At 36.9% G+C, this 24,736-nt stretch carries 24 protein-coding genes; 13 read left to right on the top strand and 11 right to left on the bottom strand.

What is annotated here, in order from left to right:
* The first annotated feature begins 9 nt into the window (after window positions 1-9).
* A complete protein-coding gene (locus B176_RS0105175; RefSeq protein WP_017257721.1) occupies window positions 10-1,398 on the top strand; it encodes a Gfo/Idh/MocA family protein in 1,389 nt (462 codons plus the stop codon).
* Between the two features lie 91 nt (window positions 1,399-1,489).
* Here the strand turns inward: B176_RS0105175 and B176_RS0105170 are convergent, their stop codons facing one another.
* Entirely contained in the window at window positions 1,490-2,254 is a 765-nt protein-coding gene (locus B176_RS0105170) for a DeoR/GlpR family DNA-binding transcription regulator (protein WP_017257720.1), read from the bottom strand.
* A gap of 194 nt (window positions 2,255-2,448) precedes the next feature.
* On the opposite strand from B176_RS0105170, the gene B176_RS0105165 reads away from it, so the two are divergent.
* The 3 genes from B176_RS0105165 to B176_RS0105155 are packed head-to-tail and all read left to right on the top strand — an operon-like array spanning window position 2,449 to window position 6,326.
* Window positions 2,449-4,023 (top strand): glycerol-3-phosphate dehydrogenase/oxidase, encoded by a 1,575-nt coding sequence (locus B176_RS0105165; protein WP_017257719.1) that lies wholly within the window; start codon window positions 2,449-2,451, stop codon window positions 4,021-4,023.
* Window positions 4,024-4,068: 45 nt separating this feature from the next.
* Window positions 4,069-5,562, top strand: coding sequence for a glycerol kinase GlpK (gene glpK, locus B176_RS0105160; RefSeq protein ID WP_017257718.1), 1,494 nt, complete (start codon window positions 4,069-4,071; stop codon window positions 5,560-5,562).
* Between the two features lie 35 nt (window positions 5,563-5,597).
* The gene (locus tag B176_RS0105155) at window positions 5,598-6,326 is read left to right on the top strand and encodes an MIP/aquaporin family protein (protein WP_017257717.1); all 729 of its coding nucleotides are present in this window, start codon (window positions 5,598-5,600) and stop codon (window positions 6,324-6,326) included.
* 94 nt (window positions 6,327-6,420) lie between these two features.
* Here B176_RS0105155 and hemN read toward each other — a convergent pair whose 3' ends face one another.
* The 4 genes from hemN to B176_RS0105135 form a co-directional block, all read right to left on the bottom strand.
* Window positions 6,421-7,785 (bottom strand): oxygen-independent coproporphyrinogen III oxidase, encoded by a 1,365-nt coding sequence (hemN, locus tag B176_RS0105150; protein ID WP_017257716.1) that lies wholly within the window; start codon window positions 7,783-7,785, stop codon window positions 6,421-6,423.
* A gap of 82 nt (window positions 7,786-7,867) precedes the next feature.
* Window positions 7,868-8,920 (bottom strand): 2-hydroxyacid dehydrogenase, encoded by a 1,053-nt coding sequence (locus B176_RS0105145; RefSeq protein WP_017257715.1) that lies wholly within the window; start codon window positions 8,918-8,920, stop codon window positions 7,868-7,870.
* A 109-nt stretch (window positions 8,921-9,029) separates the two neighbouring features.
* Window positions 9,030-10,076 carry a response regulator gene (locus B176_RS0105140; RefSeq protein WP_017257714.1) on the bottom strand — a complete coding sequence of 349 codons (1,047 nt, stop codon included), beginning with the start codon at window positions 10,074-10,076 and terminating at the stop codon, window positions 9,030-9,032.
* Between the two features lie 39 nt (window positions 10,077-10,115).
* The gene (locus tag B176_RS0105135) at window positions 10,116-11,300 is read right to left on the bottom strand and encodes a PAS domain-containing sensor histidine kinase (RefSeq protein ID WP_017257713.1); all 1,185 of its coding nucleotides are present in this window, start codon (window positions 11,298-11,300) and stop codon (window positions 10,116-10,118) included.
* Between the two features lie 140 nt (window positions 11,301-11,440).
* Between B176_RS0105135 and B176_RS0105130 the strand changes: the two genes are divergently transcribed.
* A complete protein-coding gene (locus B176_RS0105130; protein ID WP_017257712.1) occupies window positions 11,441-13,237 on the top strand; it encodes a hypothetical protein in 1,797 nt (598 codons plus the stop codon).
* A gap of 137 nt (window positions 13,238-13,374) precedes the next feature.
* Here B176_RS0105130 and B176_RS0105125 read toward each other — a convergent pair whose 3' ends face one another.
* The gene (locus B176_RS0105125) at window positions 13,375-13,881 is read right to left on the bottom strand and encodes a very short patch repair endonuclease (protein ID WP_017257711.1); all 507 of its coding nucleotides are present in this window, start codon (window positions 13,879-13,881) and stop codon (window positions 13,375-13,377) included.
* 221 nt (window positions 13,882-14,102) lie between these two features.
* Here B176_RS0105125 and B176_RS0105120 point away from each other — a divergent pair, with 221 nt between their 5' ends.
* The 5 genes from B176_RS0105120 to B176_RS0105100 all read left to right on the top strand — a co-directional run bounded on the left by B176_RS0105120 (window position 14,103) and on the right by B176_RS0105100 (window position 18,207).
* On the top strand, window positions 14,103-14,480 hold the full coding sequence (locus tag B176_RS0105120) for a hypothetical protein (protein ID WP_017257710.1): 378 nt from the start codon (window positions 14,103-14,105) through the stop codon (window positions 14,478-14,480).
* Window positions 14,481-14,624: 144 nt separating this feature from the next.
* Complete coding sequence (locus tag B176_RS0105115; RefSeq protein ID WP_017257709.1) at window positions 14,625-15,662, top strand: LLM class flavin-dependent oxidoreductase; 1,038 nt, start codon at window positions 14,625-14,627, stop codon at window positions 15,660-15,662.
* Between the two features lie 184 nt (window positions 15,663-15,846).
* Window positions 15,847-17,076, top strand: a complete 1,230-nt coding sequence (locus B176_RS0105110) for a Bcr/CflA family multidrug efflux MFS transporter (RefSeq protein ID WP_017257708.1) — start codon at window positions 15,847-15,849, stop codon at window positions 17,074-17,076.
* A gap of 48 nt (window positions 17,077-17,124) precedes the next feature.
* Entirely contained in the window at window positions 17,125-17,697 is a 573-nt protein-coding gene (locus B176_RS0105105; protein WP_017257707.1) for a Crp/Fnr family transcriptional regulator, read from the top strand.
* A 69-nt stretch (window positions 17,698-17,766) separates the two neighbouring features.
* Entirely contained in the window at window positions 17,767-18,207 is a 441-nt protein-coding gene (locus B176_RS0105100) for a carboxymuconolactone decarboxylase family protein (protein WP_017257706.1), read from the top strand.
* A gap of 93 nt (window positions 18,208-18,300) precedes the next feature.
* Here the strand turns inward: B176_RS0105100 and B176_RS0105095 are convergent, their stop codons facing one another.
* The 5 genes from B176_RS0105095 to B176_RS0105075 form a co-directional block, all read right to left on the bottom strand.
* Window positions 18,301-18,780, bottom strand: coding sequence for a DUF6691 family protein (locus B176_RS0105095; protein ID WP_017257705.1), 480 nt, complete (start codon window positions 18,778-18,780; stop codon window positions 18,301-18,303).
* Complete coding sequence (locus B176_RS0105090; RefSeq protein WP_026063163.1) at window positions 18,780-19,349, bottom strand: YeeE/YedE family protein; 570 nt, start codon at window positions 19,347-19,349, stop codon at window positions 18,780-18,782. The genes B176_RS0105095 and B176_RS0105090 overlap by 1 nt, the downstream gene beginning before the upstream one ends.
* A 106-nt stretch (window positions 19,350-19,455) precedes the next feature.
* Entirely contained in the window at window positions 19,456-20,874 is a 1,419-nt protein-coding gene (locus B176_RS0105085) for an MBL fold metallo-hydrolase (RefSeq protein WP_017257702.1), read from the bottom strand.
* Window positions 20,875-21,059: 185 nt separating this feature from the next.
* Window positions 21,060-21,854, bottom strand: a complete 795-nt coding sequence (locus B176_RS0105080; protein ID WP_017257701.1) for a sulfite exporter TauE/SafE family protein — start codon at window positions 21,852-21,854, stop codon at window positions 21,060-21,062.
* Window positions 21,855-21,863: 9 nt separating this feature from the next.
* Window positions 21,864-22,169 (bottom strand): ArsR/SmtB family transcription factor, encoded by a 306-nt coding sequence (locus tag B176_RS0105075; RefSeq protein ID WP_017257700.1) that lies wholly within the window; start codon window positions 22,167-22,169, stop codon window positions 21,864-21,866.
* 121 nt (window positions 22,170-22,290) lie between these two features.
* Between B176_RS0105075 and B176_RS20140 the strand changes: the two genes are divergently transcribed.
* The 3 genes from B176_RS20140 (at window position 22,291) to arsS (ending at window position 24,459) form a co-directional block, all read left to right on the top strand.
* On the top strand, window positions 22,291-22,971 hold the full coding sequence (locus B176_RS20140; protein WP_161603010.1) for a TIGR04282 family arsenosugar biosynthesis glycosyltransferase: 681 nt from the start codon (window positions 22,291-22,293) through the stop codon (window positions 22,969-22,971).
* A gap of 81 nt (window positions 22,972-23,052) precedes the next feature.
* Window positions 23,053-23,388 carry an arsenosugar biosynthesis-associated peroxidase-like protein gene (locus B176_RS0105065; protein ID WP_017257698.1) on the top strand — a complete coding sequence of 112 codons (336 nt, stop codon included), beginning with the start codon at window positions 23,053-23,055 and terminating at the stop codon, window positions 23,386-23,388.
* A gap of 3 nt (window positions 23,389-23,391) precedes the next feature.
* Window positions 23,392-24,459, top strand: a complete 1,068-nt coding sequence (gene arsS, locus B176_RS0105060) for an arsenosugar biosynthesis radical SAM (seleno)protein ArsS (protein WP_017257697.1) — start codon at window positions 23,392-23,394, stop codon at window positions 24,457-24,459.
* The last annotated feature ends 277 nt before the right edge of the window (window positions 24,460-24,736 follow it).

Raw genomic sequence — 24,736 nt, 5'->3', positions numbered from 1 at the left:
CCTAAACAAATGAACAGAAGAAACCTCTTAAAAACCCTAAGTCTTTCCTTGGGAGCCTCTATCATCAGTACAGAAGTGCTAGGGTCAGTTGGCAAAAACTCTTTTTTATATAGCAACCCTGCTAATTCTTTACATCGTCCACAGAAAAAAGCGATAACTGTTATTACTATTGGTGCGGGTAACAGAGGTATGGTATACGGAAATTTCGCGGCTAAATTTGCAGAAGAAATGGACATCATAGGAGTCGCAGAGCCTGTAAAATACAGAAATGACCGATATGCAAGAATTCATAAAATTGAAGATAAAAACAGATTTAACACCTGGGAAGACGTTTTTAAAAGACCGAAGTTTGCTGATGCTGTAATTATTTCTACCCCAGATAATATGCACTATGCGCCTTGTATGAAAGCTTTGGAAATGGGTTATGATGTTTTACTTGAAAAACCAATTGCACCAACAGAAAAAGAATGCCGTGAAATTTTAGCATTGGCAAAGAAAAAAGGAAGAATTGTTGCCGTTTGCCATGTACTAAGGTATGCTCCATATTTCGTGAAAATGAAAGAGCTTGTGGCAAAAGGTGCAATTGGAGATATTATAAGTGTACAGCACTTTGAGCCAATTGAACATACACACATGGCGCATTCTTTCGTGAGAGGAAATTGGCACAACTCAAAAAAAACTACACCAATTATCTTAGCCAAATCATGCCACGATTTAGACATTATAAAATGGGTGATAAATAAACCGGCAAAGAAAATTGTAGCTATGGGCGATTTAAAGTGGTTTAAAAAAGAAAATGCACCAGAAGGAAGTACCGCAAGATGTACAGATGGTTGCAAAGTTGAAAGAGAGTGCCCCTACTCTGCAATTAAAGAATATTACGATAAGAGGAAACGGTTAAGTGTTATGGATTTACCTGCAGATAAAGCAATGCATGCAGAAGCAATCATGGCAAATTTAAAAACAACTAATTATGGCAGGTGTGTTTACCGCATGGATAACGACCAGCCCGATCATTATGTAACAAGCATACAGTTTGGCGATAGTGTTACAGCCTCTTTTTCTATGGAAGCGTTCACCTCTTACCATGGCAGAAGAACAAGAATAATGGGAAGCATGGGCGACATTGTTGGAGACATGAACGAATTGGTTATCAACGATTTCAAAACAGGAAAAACACTCAAATTTATACCAAAAGCAGAAGATGTAGAAGGCTATAAAAATAGTGGCCATGGTGGCGGAGATTGGCTATTAGCTCGAGATTTCGTACAGGCAGTTTCTCAGCAGAACCCAAATATTTTGACTTCAACCATTGATGACTCTATAGAAAGTCATATTATGGGATTTATGGCAGAAGAAAGCCGTAAAACAAATAAAGTAATGGATATAAAGGTATAAACTCCGGTATTTAGTAAAGAAGTTTCAATCAAATTAAGAGGTTAAGACGATGCGCAAGCATATTCTTAACCTTTTCTGCTTTAAGGAAAAATTAAACCACCGTAACCTTAACGCCCATTCCCTCTAAAGCAGCTAGTGTACTCGGTAAAATCCCACTATCTGTAATAATGTGATCAATTTCATCAATAGCACATATTTTACCGAAACCTCTTTTTCCAAACTTACTAGAATCAACCAGTACAATTGTTTTTTGAGAAACTTTTATCATTTCTCTGTTCAACTGAGCTTCGGTAGAGTTAGTAGTGGTTAAACCGTGTTCTAGATCAATGCCATCAACCCCTAAAAACAATTTATTACAGTAAAAGTCTCTCAAGATCTGCTCCGCGTAACTACCGGTAACAGATGAAGAACTTTTGCGCATTGTTCCTCCAAGTTGCAGTATTTCAATATTGGGATGTCTATTAAGTTCAATAGCAACATTTAACGCAGCGGTAATCACCGTTAAATTTAGTTTAGTCTGCAATGATCTGGCTAGCGCCAAAACCGTAGTACCAGAACCTATAATCAAGCTATCGTTATCATTAACAAGCTTTGCTGCAGTCTCACCAATTCTTAACTTTTCTGATGACCGGATTGCTTCTTTCTCATTAACAGGCCTATCTATGGTGTAAGGATTTTGTAAAGTTGCGCCACCATGCGTTTTAAACAATAGATTTTTTTCTTCTAAAAGTTTAAGGTCTTTACGAATTGTTACCGGTGAAACATCTAATTCTTTACACAAACCCAAAACAGACACAAAATCTTCTTTCACCAATTTATTCAAAATCAGCTGGTGGCGCTCGGCAATATTGATCATTTATCTTAAATAACTGTAATTTTCTTTTTTGCAATTTACAACAAAAAAGTAATCAGACAAAAACCAAAGCAATAGTCACTCTTATATCTTTTTATTTATATATACTTTCTTTTTATTTTTATTTATTTCTTTTCTTTCTTATATTTACTAAAAATTATTAATTCACACTCCCATTCAAAACATCAGCTATAAAGATGAATACAAAAGATAGAAATGCTCAGCTAGTTTCCATTTCAACAACCGCAGAATGGGATGTTATAATTATTGGAGGAGGTGCAACCGGTTTAGGCTGTGCAGTAGATGCTGCATCTCGCGGTTTAAAAACATTGTTACTGGAGCAGTCTGATTTTGCTAAGGGAACCTCAAGCAGAAGCACAAAATTGGTTCACGGTGGCGTAAGGTATTTGGCCGCGGGTGACGTACAACTTGTTTACGAAGCGTTGAGAGAACGTGGGTTAATGTTACAGAATGCGCCTCACTTAGTAAAAAAACAAGCATTTGTAATTCCATGTTATAGCTCTTTCGAAAAAATAAAATACGTTGTTGGCTTAAAGCTTTATGACTGGTTAGCTGGCAAGTTTAGTTTTGGACCATCGATAATTTTAAGCAAAAACAAAGCGAAACTAGCTTTAAAAGGCGTTAATAGCGACCGACTAAAGGGTGGTGTGGAATACCTTGACGGCCAATTTGACGATGCCAGATTAGCTTTAAATTTAGCACAAACTGCTATTGAGCAGGGGGCAACGGTATTGAACTATGTTTCGGTATGCGACCTTGAAAAAACAGATGGCTTACTTTCTGGTGTGGTAGCGCAAGACAACGAAACTGGCAAAAAATACAGTTTAAAAGCTAAAGCAGTAATAAATGCCACTGGAGTATTTGTGGATAATATTTTGGATATGGATAAGCCAGGATCTAAACCTTTAGTTAAGCCTAGCCAAGGAGTACACATTGTACTAGATAGGTCATTTATGCCTTCGGAGAGTGCTTTAATGATTCCAGAGACTTCTGACGGGAGAGTGCTTTTTGCAGTTCCGTGGCATAATCACCTAGTAGTGGGCACTACTGACACACCCATTGATAGCCATAACTTAGAACCCATTGCGTTGCAAGAAGAGGTAGATTTCATTTTACAAACTGCAGGCGAATATCTAGACCGCAAGCCACAAAAAGAAGATGTTCTTAGTGTTTTTGCAGGTTTGCGTCCGCTAGCTGCACCTACTAAAGAAACTGGGAAAACTAAAGAAATATCACGTAGCCATAAAATAATATTAAGCAAAACCGGCCTAATTACAATCACAGGGGGGAAATGGACAACCTATCGTAAAATGGCGGAAGACAGCATTAACCAAGTGCTAAAACAAACTAATTTAGGGTTTAGAAAATGTGTAACCAAAAATCTGGCAATACATGGAAGTACACACGTAAAGAATGCAGATCATTTCGATTATTACGGTAGCGACGCAACTCGCTTAAAAGAAATGCTTAACGAAAACCCAGCGTTCCAGATCCTGCTACATCCAAAATTTCCTTACCTTACAGGTGAAGTAGTATGGGCAGTGAAAAATGAGATGGCCAGAACGATAGAAGATATACTTGCCCGTAGACTAAGGGTGTTATTTTTAGATGCTCAAGCGGCCTTAGATATGGCTCCTGTGGTTGCCAATTTAATACAAACCGAACTGGGTTTAAGCGAGGATATGAAAAACAAACAGCTCCAAAACTTCAATACATTAGCTTCTAGGTATCTGCTAGAAACCAACAAATAATCAGAGTAATAACTACACAAAATTCATAACAAGTAAACTGGCAATATGAGTAAAAAGTATATTTTAGCACTTGATCAAGGTACTTCAAGCTCTAGAGCAATGATTTTTGACAAACAAGGCAAGCAGATAAGCCTCAGCCAAAAAGAGTTCAATCAAATATACCCCCAGAAAGGATGGGTAGAACATGATCCCTTAGAAATCTGGGAAAGCCAGTTGCATGTAGCAAAAGAAGCCTTAAAACAAGAAAATCTTAGTGCTACAGATATCGCCGCAGTCGGAATTACTAATCAAAGAGAAACAACCATTATCTGGGATAAAAAAACCGGTATACCCATTTGCAATGCTATTGTTTGGCAAGATAGGCGTACTGCTGATTTTTGTGACCAGCTAAAAAAAGAAGGCAAAACCGAACTTGTACAAGCTAAAACTGGTCTTTTGATTGATGCATATTTTTCAGCAACCAAAATAAGTTGGATACTTGATAATATAGCGGGAGCAAGAGTGAGAGCTGATGCAGGCGAATTACTATTTGGCACTGTAGATTGCTGGTTAATCTGGAAGCTTACAAATGGGGAAACACATGTTACCGACGTAAGCAATGCCTCCAGAACCATGATTTTCAATATCCACGATTTAAAATGGGATGATGAACTGTTACAGATTTTCAACATCCCAAAACAGATACTGCCCGAAGTAAAATCATGTAGCGAAGTTTACGGAGCTACTGCTAAGGGTTTGTTTGAAACACAAATCGAAATTGCAGGAATTGCAGGGGATCAACAGGCCGCCTTATTTGGGCAACTGTGCACCCAACCAGGAATGGCTAAAAACACTTACGGAACAGGCTGTTTCATGTTAATGAATATTGGTAAAGAAGCTGTTGTTTCTAGAAACAACTTAATTACAACTGTTGCATGGCAAATTAATGGCGAAACCACTTATGCGCTAGAAGGAAGTGTTTTTATGGCTGGAGCTATTGTACAATGGCTAAGAGATGGATTAGGGATTATCAACTCCTCAACAGAAGTTACCGAGCTAGCAGAAAAATCTGTTGATAATGGAGGCGTATATTTAGTACCCGCATTTACCGGATTAGGCGCACCCCATTGGAATCCCCATGCAAAAGGGACAATTTTTGGTTTAACCAGAGGAACTACCGATGCTGAACTGGCTAGAGCGGCCTTGGAAAGTATTGCATACCAAACTATGGATATACTAAAAGCAATGGAAGCAGACTCGGGAACCGAAATAAAAGAGTTGAGAGTAGATGGAGGAGCTTCTATAAACAGCTTGTTAATGCAGTTTCAGGCAGATATTTTAGACACCAAAATAATTAAACCAAAAAACACAGAAACTACTGCCATAGGTGCCGCATATTTAGCAGGATTAGCTGTAGGTTTTTGGTCAAATATAGACGAAATTAGATCTCAGTGGGAAATAGAAGTTTGCTATTATTCAAAAAACCATCAGGATATGAAACTTAACATTACTAAATGGCAAAAAGCAATAGATGCAGTAAATTACTGGTCTAAGCTTTAAATACATTAATTTAAACCTACTAAATAAATATAACGATGAACCTTTACGTAGCTGAATTTTTGGGCACTATGTTTATGATTATTTTAGGTAATGGCGTGGTTGCTAACGTATTACTTGATAAAAGTAAAGGACAAAACAGTGGATGGATGGTAATCACAACTGGATGGGCTCTAGCTGTTTTTGTGGGCGTTGTAATCGCTGGTCCTCACAGTGGTGCACATTTAAATCCGGCAGTGAGTTTAGGATTAGCTATTGCAGGTAAATTTCCTTGGGCACAGTTGCCAATGTATGTTGCAATGCAATTTGGTGGTGCTATGACGGGCTCTTTAATCGTATGGTTGTTTTATAAAGATCACTTTAAAGCAACAGAAAATTCAAGCTTAAAAGCTGCATGTTTTTTTACTTCACCCGCTATACCTAACAAATTAAGAAACCTATTTTGTGAGTTTTTTGGAGCTTTTGTTTTACTTTTTGTCATTTTTCATTTTACAGATGCAGAAATAGCTAACCCAAAAACGCCTATGGGTCTGGGCTCTATAGGAGCAATTCCAGTTACTTTTTTAGTTTGGGCTATTGGACTTTCTTTAGGTGGTACAACTGGCTATGCTATAAACCCCGCCAGAGATTTAGGTCCACGGATCATATTCTCTTTTATATATGGCAATAAAAATAGCGAATCAGAATGGTCTTACGCTTGGGTTCCCATCGTGGGCCCACTTTTGGGCGCAATTGCAGCAACATTATTGGTCCTTTTTCTATATTAGGATATTATTTTAATGCTAAGTTCTAAGTGAACGTTATTACCATCCGAATCTCAAATAACAAGCAAAAAGAACCCATTACTTTAGACCACGCATCTTAATCTCCTTTACTAAATACATTCTGTTCTAAATCCTTAGCGTGTAAGCGGGCATCAAAAACAGCACAAATATTCCGTAAAAACCGCTCCCCTATTTTGGTTACCTCAATGGAATTTTCAGATTGTACAATTAATCCATCTGCCTCCAAATCAGGTAAACGCAACAAGCTTTCTTTAAAATTATCATTCAACAAATCTAAAGCACCCCAAGCTGTTTGATTACGGCACATGAGGTTCAAAATATGCTTGCGCATTAAAAGATCTTCTTCTGTTAAAACATGACCTTTAAAAACCGGTATTTCATTTTGGGCAATCAACTTTAAATAATCTTCAACCTTTTTTACGTTTTGTGCAAAGGCATTCCATGTATCGCTGATGGAAGATACACCCAAACCAATCATCAATTGCGTATAATGGTGCGTGTAGCCCATAAAATTACGGTGCAGTTTCCCTTCTTGTTGTGCTTTGTGTAAAGTATCGCTTTCTAGCGCAAAATGATCCATCCCAATTTCTTTGTAACCAGCTTCAATCAACATCTTACGTCCTAACTCATACAAAGCTTGTCGCTCTTCAGTATTTGGCAAATCTGCTTCGGTAAACTTTCGTTGACCAGGTTTTACCCAGGGCACATGGGCATAGCCGTAATACGCAATACGATCGGGTTTTAAATCTATAACTGTTGAAATTGTTTTTTCTAAACCATTTAGTGTTTGCAAAGGCAAGCCATAAATCAAATCGTAATTGATAGAGTTATAACCGATTCTTGTAGCATTTGAGTGAACCTCAAAAACCTGCTCAACCGTTTGGTAACGGTTAATAATCTCCTGCACTTTTACATCAAAATCCTGAATCCCCAGACTCAAACGTTTAAACCCTAAATTGTACAACACATTTAAATGTGATTCGGTAGTATTTGCTGGGTGTGCTTCAAAAGAAAACTCAGCATCAGTATGCAAAATACAACCTGTTAAAATCTCTTCGAGTAAGTTTTTTAAATGCTCTGGACTAAAAAACGTTGGGGTACCACCTCCTAAATGTAGCTCTTTAATAATCGGTTGATCTACCAAAATAGCTTTATAAAGCTCCCATTCCTGTGCCACGGCTTTAATATAAGGTTTCTCTACACCGTGGTTTTTGGTAATTCGGGTGTTGCAACCGCAGTAAGTACAAAGGCTCTCGCAATAGGGTAAATGGATATATAAACTGATTCCGCTAACGGTATTGCTGGCATTGAAACTCTCTTTTACAGCACTAAGCCACTTATCCTTAGAAAAAGTTTCTGAATCCCAATAGGGTACTGTTGGATAACTGGTGTAGCGGGGTACTGCGCCTGCGTATTTCTGTATTAATTCTTGGATATCCATGTTTTGTAATGATGAGCGTTTGTAGCTTAAAGCCACAAACCGATATTTCCAATAGGCTATTTTATTTGCTGATTAGCAATTGTTAAAAAAGAATATCAACAGTACTGTCGTCCAAACTCTCTCTGTTTTTCAAATTTTCCTCACAAACTGTGGTACAGGCACAAGCATCTCCGGTGCATTGTCCCAGTTGCCATAAATCTAAATTCTTTATAGTTTGTGCTGCAATATCCTGTAAGGCTTCTGTAGTTAAAAATGCTTGATGTGGTGTCACCACAACGTTTGGCAAGTCGGTTAGTAATCTTAGTGACTTCTCTTTGTCTTCACCTAACTGATCATCTTCAAAAGATAGGTTTTTTTCACTTTCATACACATCGGCTCCAAAAGACGCTATTCTTCCTTTTTTTAAGGCTGCTACCAAATCTTTGGTGTTAATCAAAGCGCCTCTACTCGTATTAATCAACATCACGTCTTTGCGCATTTGCGAAATGCTTTCCGCATTGATCATATCCTTGGTTTCATCCGTTAAAGCAGCATTCAACGAAATAATATTCGATTGTTTATACAGTTCACTTAGCTCAACCCGCTTTACATGGTCAGGGTATATTTTACAATAAGGATCATAAACCAACACATTACAACCAAATCCATTTAAAATACGAGCTAAAAACTGTGCAATTTGCCCAAAACCTATTAAGCCAACTGTTTTGCCGTACATGGTAAATCCCTGTAAACCGTCTAATTTAAAACTAAGCTCTTTAGACTGCTGTATGGCTATAAAAATTTTACGGTTTAGTGCCATCATCAGTGCAATGGCATGTTCTGCAATACTCTGTGGCGAATAGGAAGGGACGTTTGCAATCTTGATATCAACTGCTGTGGCAGTTTCGCAATCAATATGATCTGTACCTACAGACCGTGTTGCAATGTATTTTACTCCTAATTTTTTAAGTTTTTTTATAACGGGTGCGCTAACATCATCATTAGTAAATACAATTACCGCATCCTTACCTTGTGCAAAGCCTACAGTATCTATCCCCAATGGGTTCGATATTAGCGTAATGTCATGCTTCTTTTGATTAGCTTTCGCTAAGTATTCTTTCTCAAAAGATTTTATACTGTAAACAACTGCCTTCATATCCTATCTGCTTATTAAATGCAATACATTAGTATTACATCAATAAACAAAACTAGCTATAGCTTTGCAGTTTTGTAGTGAGTGCTATCAGTAGCAAAACTGATTGAAATCAGTTTTTCATTTTACGTAATTTCTCCACAGAAAGCAGGGTAATCTCGGCCCCTTTTTTATCTAATAAAACCTCTTCTTTAAAGTCGCTTAAAGTACGGCTTACGGTTTCTGTAGCCATGCCGGCCATAGCTGCCAAATCATTTCTTGAGATTTTAAACGTTGGGTTGTTATTGATTTCGCTTACACGCAATAAGGTTTCTGCCAATCTTTTCCTTACCGAGTGATAGGCCATCTGTATCAATTGCTCTTCTTTTTGATGCAAGGTTTCTGATAAAAGATGGATAAACTTCATGGCTAAAGCTGCATTCTTTTCTAAAATATCATCAAGCTGTTCTTTGTAAAGCAAACAAACACTGCTATCTTCAATGGCTTCTGCATTTTCGCTGTGTGTACGGTTAACAATGGCATCGTACATCCCAAAATATTCATCAGTACAGTGGATGGCAGTAACCAATTCGCGTCCGTCTTCCGTAATTTTACTGATTTTCACTTTACCGCTCAGCACTAAATAAATACCCTGTGAAGCGTCGCCATCAAAATATAAAAGCTGGCCCTTTTTAAGGTTACGCACTTTTTTACCTGCCAATAAATTTTTGAGTCCTTCAAAACTGGTAATGCTTTCCGAAAAATCTTCTAATTTCTTTAAACCTTGCGTATAAAATTCTTGGCTTTTTTGTTGTTTAGATAAACGGCTTTCTATCGCGTTAAGCAATTCAATATCATCAAAAGGCTTGGTTAAATAATCATCAGCGCCCATTTCCATACCTTTACGCATATCAATCCTTTCGGATTTGGCTGTTAAAAATATAAAAGGAATTACGGCGGTATCTTGCTGTTTACTTAATAAATACAAAACACCATAACCGTCGAGTTCTGGCATCATAATATCGCAGATAATTAATGCCGGCAATTGCTTTTGAGCCATCTCAACGCCTAATTTTCCGTTTTCGGCAGTAATGGTATTGTAACCTGCAAGCTCCAAAATTTCCGCAGTGCTTTCGCGGATATCTGTATTATCTTCTATGATTAAAATGGTTTGCTTCATATCTATTTTATCGATAAAATATCGTTCAAAAAAACGAATTTAAATATTAAAAATCAATGTAAATGTTGTGCCTTTATTTTCTTCGCTTTTAAACTCAATCTGTCCAAACATAAGTTTTATATACCTATCTACAATGTTTAGCCCCAAACCTGTCCCGGGAATACTGCCTGTGTTGTGCGCTCTAAAAAAAGCTTCGAAAAGATGTTTTTGCTCAGAAACGGGAATACCAATACCATTATCTTTTATGGTAATATAATATTTATCGTCGGTAATTTCTGTATTAAATTCTATAAAGGTATTTTCTCCAGAATACTTTATTGCGTTGGCTATGAGATTAATGATACAGTTTTTAAGCAAATTGATATCAATATTTACCATACGCTTTGTACCGGTATGCTGGTAAATGATGCTTTGGTTTTGCTTAGCAACCATCTGTAATTCTTCGGTAATCTCTTCAGAGAATTTCACCAAATCTATACCTTCTGGTTTGGGCGTAATAATACCAGCTTCTAGTCTTTCTAACGATAAAAAATCATTCAAAATGGTAGTTAAATTACCTACTGCGTTTTTTATCTTGTTAACATGCTTAACAACATTAGGATTCTCAAATTCCTGTGTATAGCGTTCTATTAAAGAAGCAGAGAGTTGGATAGAGCTTAAAGGCGTACGAAACTCATGCGATGCCATAGAAACAAACCTGCTTTTTAGCTGGCTAAGCTCTCTTTCTTTTTCTAAAGAAATGCTTACCTCTTCTTTAGCTTCCTGTATCTGTCTAATTAAGGATTGTAACTCAACCGTCCGCTCTTCTACCAGCACCTCTAACCTATTGGTGTAAAGTAACAATTGCTCTTCAGCAGATTTTTCTCGGGTCAAATCATGGATAAATCCGGTGTAAATTATCCTCCCTTGGTATTGCACTTCGCTCACTCCTAACCTAAACGGGAACATTTCACCATTTTTTTTAAGTCCAGTTACTTCTCTGCCCATTCCTATAATATGTGGCTTTCTGGTTCTCTGATATCTTTCCAAATAACCGTCGTGGCGGGATTTATCTGGCTCTGGCATTAGCACCGAAATGTTTTTGCCTTTCACCTCCTCAGGTTCGTAACCAAAAAGCCTACATCCAGATGGATTAATAGATTCTATTAGCCCACTATCATCTATTGTGATAATTCCGTCTATTGCATTTTCTATAATGGCGTTTAATAAAGCTTGCTTTTCCATGAGGGCTAAAATTAGCAGAAATTACTAGAATAAAATAACACTAATGAAACTGATTATTTGATAAAAACCAATTCTTAGAATGATGTTCATCATATTTTTTAAGCTTTAAAAAGACTTATTTCGTAATTAAAAAAATACGCATGAGCCATACCTTTCATATACCCGTACTCGGTTTAGGATACACCATTGATACACCAATTAAAGTTGCGCCTTACGGTATTTCATCTGTTGCATCAATTGTTGATGACATTGCCATAGAACGTATTAGAGCTTATTATTTTGATAAAATAGGCAAACCCTACGAAGAAATTAGTATCAAAGAAGATGATTCAAGAGCCAAAAGAATTACGGCTTACCTAAATATGATGCAGGATTTGATAGATCAGGAATTTGAAGAGATAAAAAATGCTGACTTTAGTGAGGACAGTAAATTAACGACTTACTTTAGGCTTTTACCCAATGAAAGTGCACTGGCACAAAAATATCAACAGATGTTGATTGAAACGGTGCCTGCCAAAAAACAAGAATTACAAGAGCTATTAAGGAATTCGATGGCTAAAGGAGAGATTGACGTGAACATTATGGCCAAAGTGGACAAAATGAACGTTGATGCCCGAGGCGAAATTAAGGAAGAAATCTATAGCGATGCGCTTGCTGCATTGCGTGGCTTTGCAAACAGCAGATTAAATTCGTCTGTTGTGCTTTCTGCAGGAATGAACCCTCGTTTATATAGCTATTTAGATAGTTTTACCGATTTCTTACCTGATAGCCATCAGCAATTAAAAAAGAAAGTAATCTTAAAAGTAAGCGATTTTAGATCCGCTTTTATACAGGCAAAATTTTTAGCTAAAAAAGGAATCTGGATTTCTGAGTTTAGGATAGAATCTGGTTTAAACTGTGGCGGACATGCTTTTGCTACCGAAGGTTTTTTATTAGGACCAATTTTAGAAGAATTTAAACAAAAACGAGCAGAGATGGTTACCGAACTTTTTGAACTTTATCAAAAAGCTTTAGCAATCAAAGAAATTGACATCGCTATTGCGCCAGCACTAAAAATTTGTGTTCAAGGCGGGATTGGTACTGCAGATGAAAACGAATTTTTAATGCGTTACTACCAAATGGATGCAACAGGCTGGGGAAGTCCGTTTTTATTGGTACCACAAGTTACAGCGGTTGATAACGAGACCCTACAAGATTTAGCTTTAGCAACCGAAGACGACTTTTACATTAGCGGTTCATCTCCATTAGGGATTCCATTTAATAATTTCAAAAAAAGTGGTGCCGAAAAACAACGTTTAAAACGAATAGCAGAAGGCCGACCAGGAAGTCCATGCACCAAAAAGTTTTTGGTATCAAATACCGAGTTTACCAAACAACCTATTTGCACTGCTTCTAGAAAATACCAAAGTCTAAAAATTAAAGAATTAGATAAAGAAGCACTTGATGCCGAAGTGTACCAACAAAAGTTTGATGCAATTACCGAAAAAATTTGTTTGTGCGAAGGTTTGGTAAACTCCTACTATGCAAAAAACAATATGCTAAAGCCCAAAGAAAATAAGGCAGTGGCAATTTGCCCCGGACCAAATATTGCGTTCTTTAATGGCACCTACAGCTTAGAACAAATGGTTAACCATATTTACGGCAAGGTGAATTTATTAGAAGGTGTTAAAAGACCGCACATGTTTATAAACGAGTTGAAGCTATATATCGAATATCTAAAAAAAGATATCGAAACGAACTTGCAGATTATGAATGCTAAAAAGGAGAAAAGCATCAATAATTTTGTAAATCAACTACAGAACGGCATAAACTATTACAGAGATTTAGCTTCTGATTTTCTGAAATTGAACAATATCTCTAAAGCAGATTTTATAAATAACTTAAAGGAATTTGAGCTTAAGTTGATGGAGATAAAAAACGGGATGACGGTTGGATAATTTTGAAGGATTGAATAGATTAATTTTGAAGGAGTGAATGAGTGAAGGATTGAATGCTAAGCAAGCGATTAACTAAAGCAACTGATTCATTCACTCATTCTATCATTCACTCATTCATTCTATCCTTCACTCATTACCTAGCCTAAAGAGACTGGGATTTTAACTGATTTAGCAGTTTCTATATACAGTTCCACTTGATTAATGCAGGCTTGTAAACTCTGTTTAATTTCATGCTCCCAAAACCGCATAACCGTGTAGCCTTTACTTTCTAAAGCTTCGCGGTTTTCCCTATCTCGTTGCATATTGCGTTCAATTTTCGGGATCCAAAAATTACGGTTTGTTTTAATCTGATTTTTCCGTTTATCCCATTGGTAGCCATGCCAAAAAATACCATCAACAAAAATCGCTAATTTGTATTTGGTGATAGCTAGATCGGGCGTACCCGGTAATGTTTTTACATGGGTGCGATAGCGAATATTCTGTTTCCATAAAGCTTTTCTAAAAACTAACTCCGGTTTACTGTCCTTCGCCCTAATCTTACTCATGTTTCTGCTACGCTTTTTTGTAGTATAAAACCCCTCTGATTCTTCAAAGCGTGGAACTTTTATAGTTTCGTATGGATTTTTATACAAAGCCTTGGACATAAACAACTCTTACTGGTTTCACAATTAGAATATTATTAAACAAAATTTACGCCTAACAAATTGCATTTGCATCAAAAAAATAAAATCAAACACATTAGCTAACAGCATTTTAATTCACTAGCAAAGCCGATATTCTGTAAAAAACAAGTCCATTTTGGGGTTTGGAACACTAATTGCATATTTCTCCCCGAACTATTTACTTATTAATAAAACAAAAAGACATGAAAAACTTATTGAAATTAACCTTAATGCTATTTATGATGACCGCAGTTTTTACTGCTTGTAGTAAAGATGATGACCCTGCAAACAACGATTTATTTGTAGGTACTTACAAGGGGAGTATCAGTTACAACAAAAACGGTGGTGATTCAAAAACAATAGAAAACGGAAAGGTTACGGTGATAAAAACTGGAAACGATTACAACTTCCAGTTTTCTGACGGTATCCCTAATCTGAACGGCGTTAAATTTGAAAAAGATGCAAACACAGCTATTTCTGTTGGTTCAGATGAATCAAAATATATCAGGATTAATGAAAGTACGTTAAAAATTGCCTTTACTAAAGATGGCGAAGTTTGGACGGCCGATTGTAGCCGATAACAAAAATTTAATTAATTTAAAAGCTACCTCAACATTAAAAGAGGTAGCTTTTTTTGTTTAAAAAAACTTTTTCCGACGAATTTTACATCCGTATTAAAAAATAGATGGTTAAACACCATTATATTTGTAATTCAAAATCGATTTATGGAACTAGGTATTGGAATGTTTGGCGACCTGCAACACAACAAGGCAGGGAAAATTCAGCCAGCAAAAGACAGACTACAAGAGATTATTGAAGAAATTAAGCTAATGGACCAATTAGGGGTTGATTTTTTTGGTATCGGTGAGCATCACCGACCAGATTATGCCGTATCTGTTCCTGAAATTGTTTTGGCCGCAGCATCCACAGTTACCAAAACCATCAAACTAGGTAGTGCAGTTTCTGTGTTAAGTTCTGCAGACCCGGTTAAACTATACCAAAGTTTTGCAACTATTGATTTAATTTCTAACGGCAGAGTTGAGCTTACCGCGGGAAGAGGAAGTTTTATCGAATCTTTTCCGTTATACGGACAAAAGCTTGATGATTATAGTGAGCTTTTTGTAGAAAAACTAGACTTACTGCTAAAAATAAATAAGGAAAACCCGATAACTTGGAGCGGAAAATTCCGTCCAGCCTTAAATAACCAACATGTTTTACCCAGAGCCTTAAACGATCATTTAAGCATCTGGATTGCTGTTGGTGGCACACCAGAATCTGTTGAACGAGCAGCAAGATTGGGTTTACCAGTTATCTTTGCCATCATTGGCGGAAGCCCAGCACAGTTTAAACCGCTGTTCAAATATTACAGAGATGTTTACAAACATTACGGCCATGATGAGCAAAAAATGCAGATTGGAGTGCATATGCATTCTTTTTTTGGCGAGGATAGTAAAACCGTTGCAGCTTATTATTACCCATTATATTCATCGCAAATGGACAGAGTTGGGGCATCAAGAGGATGGCCTCCTTATCAAAAAAACCAATTTACACATGGCAGAAGCAATGAAGGCGCATTAATAATTGGCGATGCAAACGAGGCGATAGATAAAATTTTACAGATGGAAGAACTTTTTGGCTTAACACGTTTCTCCGCACATATGGATGTTGGCGGTCCGTCACACAAAGAGATGATGAGATCTATAGAAATATTTGGAGATAAAATTGCACCGAAAGTTAGAGAGGCTTTGAAAGCAAAATCTTAATTCCATCAAAAGCGCTCGACTTTAAACGAGCGTTTTTATCGCTTTCCGTTTTATCAAAAGTAAAATAATGCGTTCGTTAAACTAAGTCGAAAATCCGGAAACAAAATCTTTACCCTATTCCCACAAAAAGCAAAAGCAGAAAAGCGCATCTTTGCACCTTATTTTTTATAAGTAAACAAAATCCATGACGCGTAAAAGGCATATATTTCTGGTTTTAATATTAGGAACACTCACCACACTTGGGCCTTTTTCTATAGATATGTATTTGCCGGGTTTCCCAGCAATTGCTAAAGATTTAAATACCACCATTAACCAGGTTTCCTTATCTCTTGCTAGTTTCTTTGTAGGTATATCGCTAGGTCAGCTTTTATACGGCCCACTTTTAGATAAATTCGGAAGAAAAAAACCTTTATACATTGGTTTAGCAGTTTATATTCTAGCTTCGATAGGTTGTGCACAATCTCATCATATAGAATCATTGATTGCCTTACGTTTTGTACAGGCCATTGGAAGTTGTGCCGCTGCAGTTGCAGCAATGGCTATGGTGAGAGACTTTTTTCCGGTGAAAGAAAATGCAAAGATTTTTGCTTTATTGATGTTGGTGGTTGGTGCTTCTCCAATGATTGCACCTACTGCTGGAGGCTACCTCACAGCAAGTTTAGGCTGGCAATCGGTATTTTACGCCTTGGCGATTATAGCTATAGCAATTTTTGTAGTGGTGTTTTTCTTTTTACCAGAAGGGTTTAAGGGCAATCCTAGTTTATCCTTGAAGCCAAAACCTATTTTAAATGGTTTTAAAGAAGTTTTGGTTAATCCCCAGTTTTACACCTATACATTTGCTGGAGCTTTTTCCTTTTCGGGATTATTTGCTTACATCTCTAGCTCGCCATTGGTTTATATGGATATTTACGAAGTGAGCGAAACTACCTATGGATGGATCTTCGCAATTCTTTCTGTTGGTTTTATCGGCGCAAGCCAAGTGAACAATATTTTGTTAAAGAAGTTTAGGAGCGAGCAAATTATCCCTGTTGCACTAGCTTCGCAATTGACTATTGCTGTTATTTTTGTAATAGGCACATTTTTTAATTGGTTTGGTTTGTACGAAACCACCATTATGCTTTTCCTTTTTCTGTGCTGTATCGGTATTGCCAATCCAAATGGCGTGGCACTTTCTCTTGCTCCTTTTTCTGATAACGCAGGAACGGCTTCTTCTTTAATGGGCGCTATACAATTGGGGGCTGGTGCTTTAGCTTCATTGGCAATTGGGTTATTGGATAGTGCATCTGCCATACCGATGACGGTTGTAATGAGCGCTACTTCCCTTATTGCGTTATTGGTACTTTTGTTAGGAAGAAAAAACATTACAGAAATGAAAGAGATTGATAATTCCGCAGAAAGCTTTGTAATGCATTAATTTGTATTTTTAAGCTTCCGAAATGATTGATAAATCAGAAACAAAAAAATGGACAACTTTATCAAGCACATTAACAAGTTTACCACCATTAGCCAACCCGAAATAGAGACGCTAAAATCGGCTACGAAAACAATCAGCATCAAGAAAAAAGATTTACTGCTTAAAGAAGGTGAGATTTGCCGAGCAAACTATTTTGTAGAAAAAGGATGTTTAAGACTTTATTTTATTAACGAAAAAGGGAGTGAGCAAATTATCCAGTTTGCTTTAGAAAATTGGTGGCTAACGGACTATATGAGCTTTAATAACAGCTCACCTGCGCAATTTTATATCCAGGCGGTTGAAGACTGCACTATTATCGCGATAGCGAGAAATGAACAGGATAAGCTATTAACAGAAATCCCTACTTTAGAAAAATATTTTAGAAAGGTTTTGCAAATCGCTTACGCCGCCAGCCAAAACCGCTTGAAATTTTTATACGGTTATTCCAAAGAAGAAAGTTATCTGCATTTCACCAACAGTTTTCCTGCTTTTGTACAGCGCATACCGCAATACATGCTGGCATCGTACCTAGGTTTTACCCCAGAATATTTAAGCGAACTCAGAAAAAAGCTGAGTCAATAAATTTCTTAAACCAGCTTAAGTAATTGGGATTCACAAAGCTTTAAATTTGTTTCATCAAATCATAAAAAAATGAAAGCAAGAATGAATATGGCTGAACTTCAGCCCAATGCGTACACCGCATTAATCAGCCTAGAAAAAGCACTACATCATATTTCTTTATCTCCAATTGAAAAAGAACTGATTAAAATTAGAGCATCGCAAATTAACGCTTGTGCTTTTTGTTTAAACATGCACACCAGAGATGCCAGAAAAATTGGAGAAACAGAAAAAAGGATTTATCTACTAAACGCTTGGAAAGAAACTTCGCTTTTTAGCGAAAGAGAACACATAATTTTAGCCTTTACGGAAGAAGTTACGTTGATTAGCCAAGGTGGTTTGTCTGATAAAACTTATGAGGCCGGTCTGAAAATATTTTCGGAGCAACAGATTTCTGAAATTATCATGTGCATTGTTGCAATAAACGCTTGGAACAGAATTGCGATTGCTACGCATTTGCAACCAGAGGATTAAATGTTTTAGCAAGGTCTTTATTATTGTTATTTAAAGACCTTGCTTTCCTCCTTTTCAGAAAAAAGATTTCAAAATAGTTTACTTCATTTTAACCTAATGCGGTAACTTTTCCATAAACTTTCCATAAACCCATGTTCCGGCAATTGCACTTAACAGAGTAATAATTACCGCTAAAAAACCGCCACCTATCTGTGCAAATAAAGGTCCGGGGCAAGCGCCGGTAATTGCCCAGCCCAATCCAAAGATTAAACCCCCATAAATTTGACCTTTATGGAAACTTTTCGGCTGTAGCACCACTTTTTCTCCAGACAAAGTTTTAACATTAAATTTTTTGATTAGGTATATGGAAATCATTCCTACAATAACTGCCGTCCCGATAACGCCATACATGTGGAAAGCAGAAAGTCGGAACATCTCCTGAATACGAAACCAAGAAACAATTTCTGCTTTTACAAAAACAATCCCAAAGAAAATCCCTACAAGTAAGTATTTAATATTGGCAAAGAAACTTATTGGCTGATTGTTGTCGTTGCTTGAGTCAAACTCAGCATCATATTTATCTTTTATATCCATTATCCTATTAACTTAAAAATGATAGGCAATAAAACCCAAGTTGAAATAAAGCCACCTATCATAAAACAGATGGTTGCAATTAAAGATGGTAATTGCAAGTTTGCTAAGCCCATGATAGAATGGCCAGAGGTGCAGCCACCAGCGTATCGGGTACCAAAACCCACCATAAAACCACCAAACACTAAAAATATTAATCCTTTTAAACTAAATATCTGAGCGGTTCCGAAAATATCGCTGGGCATTAATCCGCTGAAATCTTTTACACCCAAAGCAATTAATTGCGCTTTAGTAGATGCTGCAATTTGCACAGGTTCTCCGTTTGATAGGTAAACCGTTGCGATAAATCCACCCACTAAAATACCTGCCACAAAAAATAGGTTCCAAACTTCTTTTTTCCAGTTATAACTAAAAAACGGAAGCTTTGCAGGCAAACAAGCAGCACACATGTGCCTTAAGGATGAAGATATACCGAAAGGTTTATTGCCAATTAATAATAAAGCTGGTACAATTAAACCTATTAAAACCCCTGCCACATACCAGGGCCAAGGTTGTTTGATGATTTCTAACATATTTTTTCAAAAAAAAGTAAAAAGTGATAGGTTTGGAGTAATAAGTGGAAAGTGGAAAGTTAAAAGCATCTAAAAACCAACTACCTAAAACTAGCCACCTAATAAACTAAGACTCTTTCATTTTTTTAGATTGGCACACAAAGTCTGTGGTTTCAAAGCCTGCATTCTTTAATGCATCAAAACCACCATTCACATTAATTACGTGATGATAACCGCGAGCTTTCAAAATAGATGACGAAATCATCGAGCGATAACCACCCGCACAATGCAAATAGTAAGGCTGGTCTTTATCAAACTCGTTTGTCCACTGGTTAATAAAATCTAAAGGTCGGTTTAAGGTAAACTCCAAATGCTCGGCTTCGTATTCGCTTGGTTTACGTACATCTAAAACCTGTAACTCTTCCTTTTCGCTTTTTTGTTTAAATGCTTCCACGTCAATAGTTTCCACGGTATCAATCTCTTTTCCGGCTTTTATCCACGCGTCTATGCCTCCTTTAAGGTAACCGATGGTGTAATCGTAACCAACACGAGCCAACCTTTTTACGGTTTCCTCTTCCCTACCCTCATCAGTAACCAATAAAATTGGCTGACTTAAATCAACAATTAAAGCACCAACCCATGGCGCAAACTGACCATCTAAACCAATAAAAACAGCATTAGGAATAAAGCCTTTAGCAAAAGCAGCTGGCGAACGTACATCCAGAATCAATGCGCCAGTTTGGTTAGCAGCAATTTCAAAGTCATTGGGAGTTAAAGCATGCAAACCTCTGTCATAAACCTCATCAATCGTTTCAATTCCCTCTTTGTTCATCTTCGCATTTTTCGGAAAATACTGTGGTGGAGGTAAAATATCGGTGGTTAATACTTTGATAAACTCGTCTCTAGAAATATCGCTTAAAGCATAATTTGTTTCTTTTTGGTTTCCTAAAGTATCAAAAGTCTCCTTGCTCATGTTTTTACCACAGGCAGAACCTGCACCATGAGCCGGATATACGATAACATCATTTGGCAAAGGCATAATTTTACTCCTAAGCGAGTCGTAAAGGTTGCCAGCCATTGCTTCGGGCGTTGTATCAGCAGATTTCTGTGCTAAATCCGGGCGACCAACATCGCCAATAAATAAAGTGTCGCCAGTAAAAATACAGTAAGGCTTTCTGTTTTCATCCAAACATAAATAAGTTGTGGACTCTAAAGTATGCCCCGGCGTATGCAAAGCTTTAATGGTGATGTCTCCGATTTTAAACTCCTCGCCATCTGTAGCAATATGAGCTTCGAAACCGGTAACCGCCGTTGGTCCATACACAATTTCAGCTCCTGTTTTTTTAGCCAAATCCACATGACCCGAAACAAAATCGGCATGGAAATGCGTTTCAAAAACATACTTAATCTTGGTTTGGGCTTTCTCCGCTTTCTCTATATAAGGCAAAACCTCACGTAACGGATCAATAATCGCCGCTTCGCCCTTACTTTCTATGTAGTAAGTTGCTGTTGCCAAACATCCGGTATAAATTTGTTCTACTTTCATATTTTTGAGTATTGGGTATTGAGATGTGAGTGCCTTTCTTCGTGTGTTAAAGTCGGCGGTCCTAAGACCGCTACCAGAAGTCTAGCGGATATTTAAACGTCTCAATATATTTTTATTAACTCGATTATTTTTATTTTCCATATTAAAAGTGACTTGGTACTTGATACTCAAATCTTGATGCTTCTTTACAAAACCAACTCCTCTATAACAATCACAATTGCCATAATAAAAACGAAGTAGCCAAAAACCTTCTTTAGTTTTTGATTATCAACGAACCTATTGATATAAACTCCTAAAAAAACGCCGATTGATGCGATCAGCGAGAAAATGAGCAAGAAATTCCAGTCAATCTGCGGTATATTTAGCCAATCACCAGTAAAGCCAATTAACGAGTTTATCGCAATTACCAAAAGGGAAGTCCCAACAGCTTTATTCATGGGTAGGTACATAAAAAATACTAAAGCTGGAACAATTAAAAATCCACCTCCGGCACCCACCAATCCCGATAAAATACCCACGGTAATTCCGCTCAATAAAACAAGCGGATAATTTGTTTCATTACCCACTAAGCTATTATCTTTTGCCTCTCCATAAACCATTTTAAACCCCGAAATGAGCATAATTAGAGCGAAGAACAACATCAGAAATAAATCTTTGGTGAGCACAAATCCACCAAGGTTAAACAAAACATCGGGCATGGCATGTATTACGAATTTACGCATCAACCAAACGGTTATAAAAGCTGGAACGGCAAAAATAAACGACATGCGGATGTTGACCAACCCCTTCTTCACATAGCTTCCTGCCCCTACCAACGAGGTAAAGCCAACAATAAACAGCGAGTAAGCTGTGGCAATTACTGGTTCAATTTTAGCAACGTAAACCAAAACCGGAACCGTCAAAATCGAACCACCACCACCAGTTAAGCCTAAGGCTAAACCAATAAAAAGTGCTAAAAAGTAGGTGATGTATAAATGCATAAATAAGGTTTACATGTTGCAATCACAATGCTCCATACAATCCAACAGTTTAATTAAATCGCGTTCTTTTAACGAGTAAAACACTTGAACACCTTGTTTTTCGGACATTAACAGTCCTTTAAGTCTCATATTAGATAAATGGTGAGAAAGTAAGGATTGTTCACATGCTAAAGCCATGCAAATCTCGTTCACGCTCATGCGATCTTTTACAGAAAGCAAATCAATTACAGATAACCTAAGCGGATGCGCTACAGTTTTTAAAATGTACGCTGCCTTCTCTAATTTTTCTTTTGATAAATTTCTTGTGTTTACCATAACAATACAAATATATGAACATATTATCATATGTTACTATTTACGTATCTGTAATTTATCAAATAAATGTTTAAATTTAATAGCTTTTCAAACCATTGGGGCAAAATATTCGTTAGTTAATATGATGAAGAAAACCGCTATTGTACTTTTTGCAAATTTGCCTGCTTTTGAGGCAAGAGCTAAAAGCTTAGGTAGCTTTTCATCGCAAAAAGCCACGCTGACTATTTCTTCTATATTGACCCATCATTTTTACGATTTAGCAAAAAAAACCACAGCAGATATATTTCTAATAAGTACATTTCAGCAAAAAGGAGAAAATTTTGGAGAAAAGATAGCCAACGCTTTCGCTGATATTTATGCTAAAGGGTTTGAAAACGTAATTTGTATTGGAAATGATTGCCCGGATTTAAACTTAAAGGATTTACAACATTCCATAACGCAAATTGAAGCTGGAAACGTAGTTTTAGGTCCAACGTTTGACGGTGGCGCTTACCTTATCGGCATCCCAAAACAAAAATTTAACCAACAAAAATTCCAGCAAATCAGCTGGGAAAGCAAGCAAACATTTAAAGATTTATCATCTCTATTCAACAGTGATGTTATTGAACTCGAAACCTTAGCCGATTTGGACAAGGCCAGTAACTTCTTATTCAGCAATATTGATAACCCACTGATTAAAGACCTATTAAACGTTATCAAAAGCTTTAAGCCGACTTTCGGTTTAAATACCGATACAATAAAAAGTGCGTTTTTCTTAGTTGATTCCTCCTTTTTAAAAGGTCCTCCCCTGTTTTCTATTTAAGAGAAAACCTTTTTACTCCTATTAAAATTCTATTCAAATATTATTTACTGACCCATTTTGTGGGCTAAAAAAAGATATATTATGGCAAAAGATTATTTCAATCCAGAAGATTTAAAAAAACTCGGAAACATTACGGAGTTTCAAAAACCCATGGGCGATAAATTCTTCGAGTATTATGCCGAGGTTTTCAAAGAAGGTGCATTGACTGTAAGGGAAAAATCACTGATTGCTCTGGCAGTTGCTCACGCTGTACAATGTCCTTATTGTATTGATGCTTATTCGTCTGATTGTTTACAAAAAGGTGCGGATGAAGAGCAAATGATGGAGGCTGTTCATGTGGCTTCTGCAATTAAAGCCGGTTCCACCTTAGTTTATGGAGTGCAGATGATGAACCACGTGAAAGATAAAATAATGTAATTGATGGGTGTTAAACAAATTTCAAAATCTTTAAAAGCATCTGGAAATGCCTTGGACAGCACCTTTTATCAGTTAAAAGTGTTATCGCAAAAAGACGTTCAGGATGGTGCTTATGAAAGTTTTTATAAAAAAATAAAAGCAGTAGGTGTAGATTCTATCACGGTTTCTGACTTGGAGATTTTCCAGATCAATATCGGTAAACTTTGCAACCAAACCTGTTCACATTGCCATGTAGATGCTGGTCCGGATAGGAAAGAGGAGAATATGTCTTTCGAAACTTTAGAAAGATGCCTTTATCTAATTAAAACCTACAAATTCAAAAAAGTAGATATTACCGGTGGCGCACCAGAAATGAATGCGCATTTTAAATGGTTTGTAGAAGAGTGTACAAAAGCCGGTGTTGAAGTGATGGTCCGTTGCAACTTGACCATTATTATGGCGAACAAAAGGTACCACGATTTACCTGACTTTTTTAAAGTAAACAAGGTTCATGTAGTTTCTTCTTTGCCCTCTTTTTCTGCCATGAGAACAGATGCACAACGTGGCGACGGTGTTTTTGAAGATTCTATTGCAGCACTGCAAAAATTAAATGCTGTTGGTTATGGTGTGGAAGGTAGCGGATTAATTATTGATTTGGTTTATAATCCGTCTGGCGCTTATTTGCCTGGCGACCAAAAATCAATGGAAGCGGAGTTTAAAAGACAATTAAAACGCAAGTTTGATATTGTATTTAACAACCTGTTTGCTATTACCAATTTACCGGTAAGTCGTTTTTTGGATTACTTGTTAGAAACCAATAAATACCTGGATTATATGCATGAATTGGTGAATGCTTTTAACCCTTCTACTTTAGACGGATTGATGTGCAAAAACACCATCAGCATTAGTTGGGAAGGCTTTATGTACGATTGCGATTTTAACCAACAGCTGGATCTAAAATTTGTGGGGAAGGCAAAACATATTGATGATTTCGATTTTGAGGAAATTTTGAATCGTGAAATTATTGTGAATAACCACTGTTATGGCTGTACCGCTGGGGCTGGAAGTAGTTGTGGCGGGGAAATAGCATGATTTTCAACCACATAGTCATCGAAAAACTTCCAAACTGAAAGCTTTTATCTGATACGTAGGAGTAGTATTTACCACGGAGGACGCAGAGTACACGGAGCTGAAAGAGAAATAATAAAATCTAACTAACTAACTAACTAACTAACTAACTAACTAACTAACTAACTAACTAACTTCGGACGTTACGGATGCTATGACTCAAGAGATCAACAACACCCTAAATAAATGGGCTGACACAGAAAAGATTGTTGATTATAAAATTGTGAACAGTCAATTAACT

It is taken from the genome of Pedobacter arcticus A12 (assembly GCF_000302595.1).
Classification (GTDB): Bacteria; Bacteroidota; Bacteroidia; order Sphingobacteriales; family Sphingobacteriaceae; genus Pseudopedobacter; species Pseudopedobacter arcticus.
The sequence above is the reverse complement of the archived record's forward strand: the minus strand, read 5'-3'. Positions and strand labels throughout refer to the sequence as shown.

Bases quoted from the DNA above. Each gene is read 5' to 3' on its own strand.
- B176_RS0105175 (WP_017257721.1), top strand. From the start codon at position 10: ATGAACAGAAGAAACCTCTTAAAAACCCTAAGTCTTTCCTTGGGAGCC.
- B176_RS0105170 (WP_017257720.1), bottom strand. From the start codon at position 2,254: ATGATCAATATTGCCGAGCGCCACCAGCTGATTTTGAATAAATTGGTG.
- B176_RS0105165 (WP_017257719.1), top strand. From the start codon at position 2,449: ATGAATACAAAAGATAGAAATGCTCAGCTAGTTTCCATTTCAACAACC.
- glpK (WP_017257718.1), top strand. From the start codon at position 4,069: ATGAGTAAAAAGTATATTTTAGCACTTGATCAAGGTACTTCAAGCTCT.
- B176_RS0105155 (WP_017257717.1), top strand. From the start codon at position 5,598: ATGAACCTTTACGTAGCTGAATTTTTGGGCACTATGTTTATGATTATT.
- hemN (WP_017257716.1), bottom strand. From the start codon at position 7,785: ATGGATATCCAAGAATTAATACAGAAATACGCAGGCGCAGTACCCCGC.
- B176_RS0105145 (WP_017257715.1), bottom strand. From the start codon at position 8,920: ATGAAGGCAGTTGTTTACAGTATAAAATCTTTTGAGAAAGAATACTTA.
- B176_RS0105140 (WP_017257714.1), bottom strand. From the start codon at position 10,076: ATGAAGCAAACCATTTTAATCATAGAAGATAATACAGATATCCGCGAA.
- B176_RS0105135 (WP_017257713.1), bottom strand. From the start codon at position 11,300: ATGGAAAAGCAAGCTTTATTAAACGCCATTATAGAAAATGCAATAGAC.
- B176_RS0105130 (WP_017257712.1), top strand. From the start codon at position 11,441: ATGAGCCATACCTTTCATATACCCGTACTCGGTTTAGGATACACCATT.
- B176_RS0105125 (WP_017257711.1), bottom strand. From the start codon at position 13,881: ATGTCCAAGGCTTTGTATAAAAATCCATACGAAACTATAAAAGTTCCA.
- B176_RS0105120 (WP_017257710.1), top strand. From the start codon at position 14,103: ATGAAAAACTTATTGAAATTAACCTTAATGCTATTTATGATGACCGCA.
- B176_RS0105115 (WP_017257709.1), top strand. From the start codon at position 14,625: ATGGAACTAGGTATTGGAATGTTTGGCGACCTGCAACACAACAAGGCA.
- B176_RS0105110 (WP_017257708.1), top strand. From the start codon at position 15,847: ATGACGCGTAAAAGGCATATATTTCTGGTTTTAATATTAGGAACACTC.
- B176_RS0105105 (WP_017257707.1), top strand. From the start codon at position 17,125: ATGGACAACTTTATCAAGCACATTAACAAGTTTACCACCATTAGCCAA.
- B176_RS0105100 (WP_017257706.1), top strand. From the start codon at position 17,767: ATGAAAGCAAGAATGAATATGGCTGAACTTCAGCCCAATGCGTACACC.
- B176_RS0105095 (WP_017257705.1), bottom strand. From the start codon at position 18,780: ATGGATATAAAAGATAAATATGATGCTGAGTTTGACTCAAGCAACGAC.
- B176_RS0105090 (WP_026063163.1), bottom strand. From the start codon at position 19,349: ATGTTAGAAATCATCAAACAACCTTGGCCCTGGTATGTGGCAGGGGTT.
- B176_RS0105085 (WP_017257702.1), bottom strand. From the start codon at position 20,874: ATGAAAGTAGAACAAATTTATACCGGATGTTTGGCAACAGCAACTTAC.
- B176_RS0105080 (WP_017257701.1), bottom strand. From the start codon at position 21,854: ATGCATTTATACATCACCTACTTTTTAGCACTTTTTATTGGTTTAGCC.
- B176_RS0105075 (WP_017257700.1), bottom strand. From the start codon at position 22,169: ATGGTAAACACAAGAAATTTATCAAAAGAAAAATTAGAGAAGGCAGCG.
- B176_RS20140 (WP_161603010.1), top strand. From the start codon at position 22,291: ATGATGAAGAAAACCGCTATTGTACTTTTTGCAAATTTGCCTGCTTTT.
- B176_RS0105065 (WP_017257698.1), top strand. From the start codon at position 23,053: ATGGCAAAAGATTATTTCAATCCAGAAGATTTAAAAAAACTCGGAAAC.
- arsS (WP_017257697.1), top strand. From the start codon at position 23,392: ATGGGTGTTAAACAAATTTCAAAATCTTTAAAAGCATCTGGAAATGCC.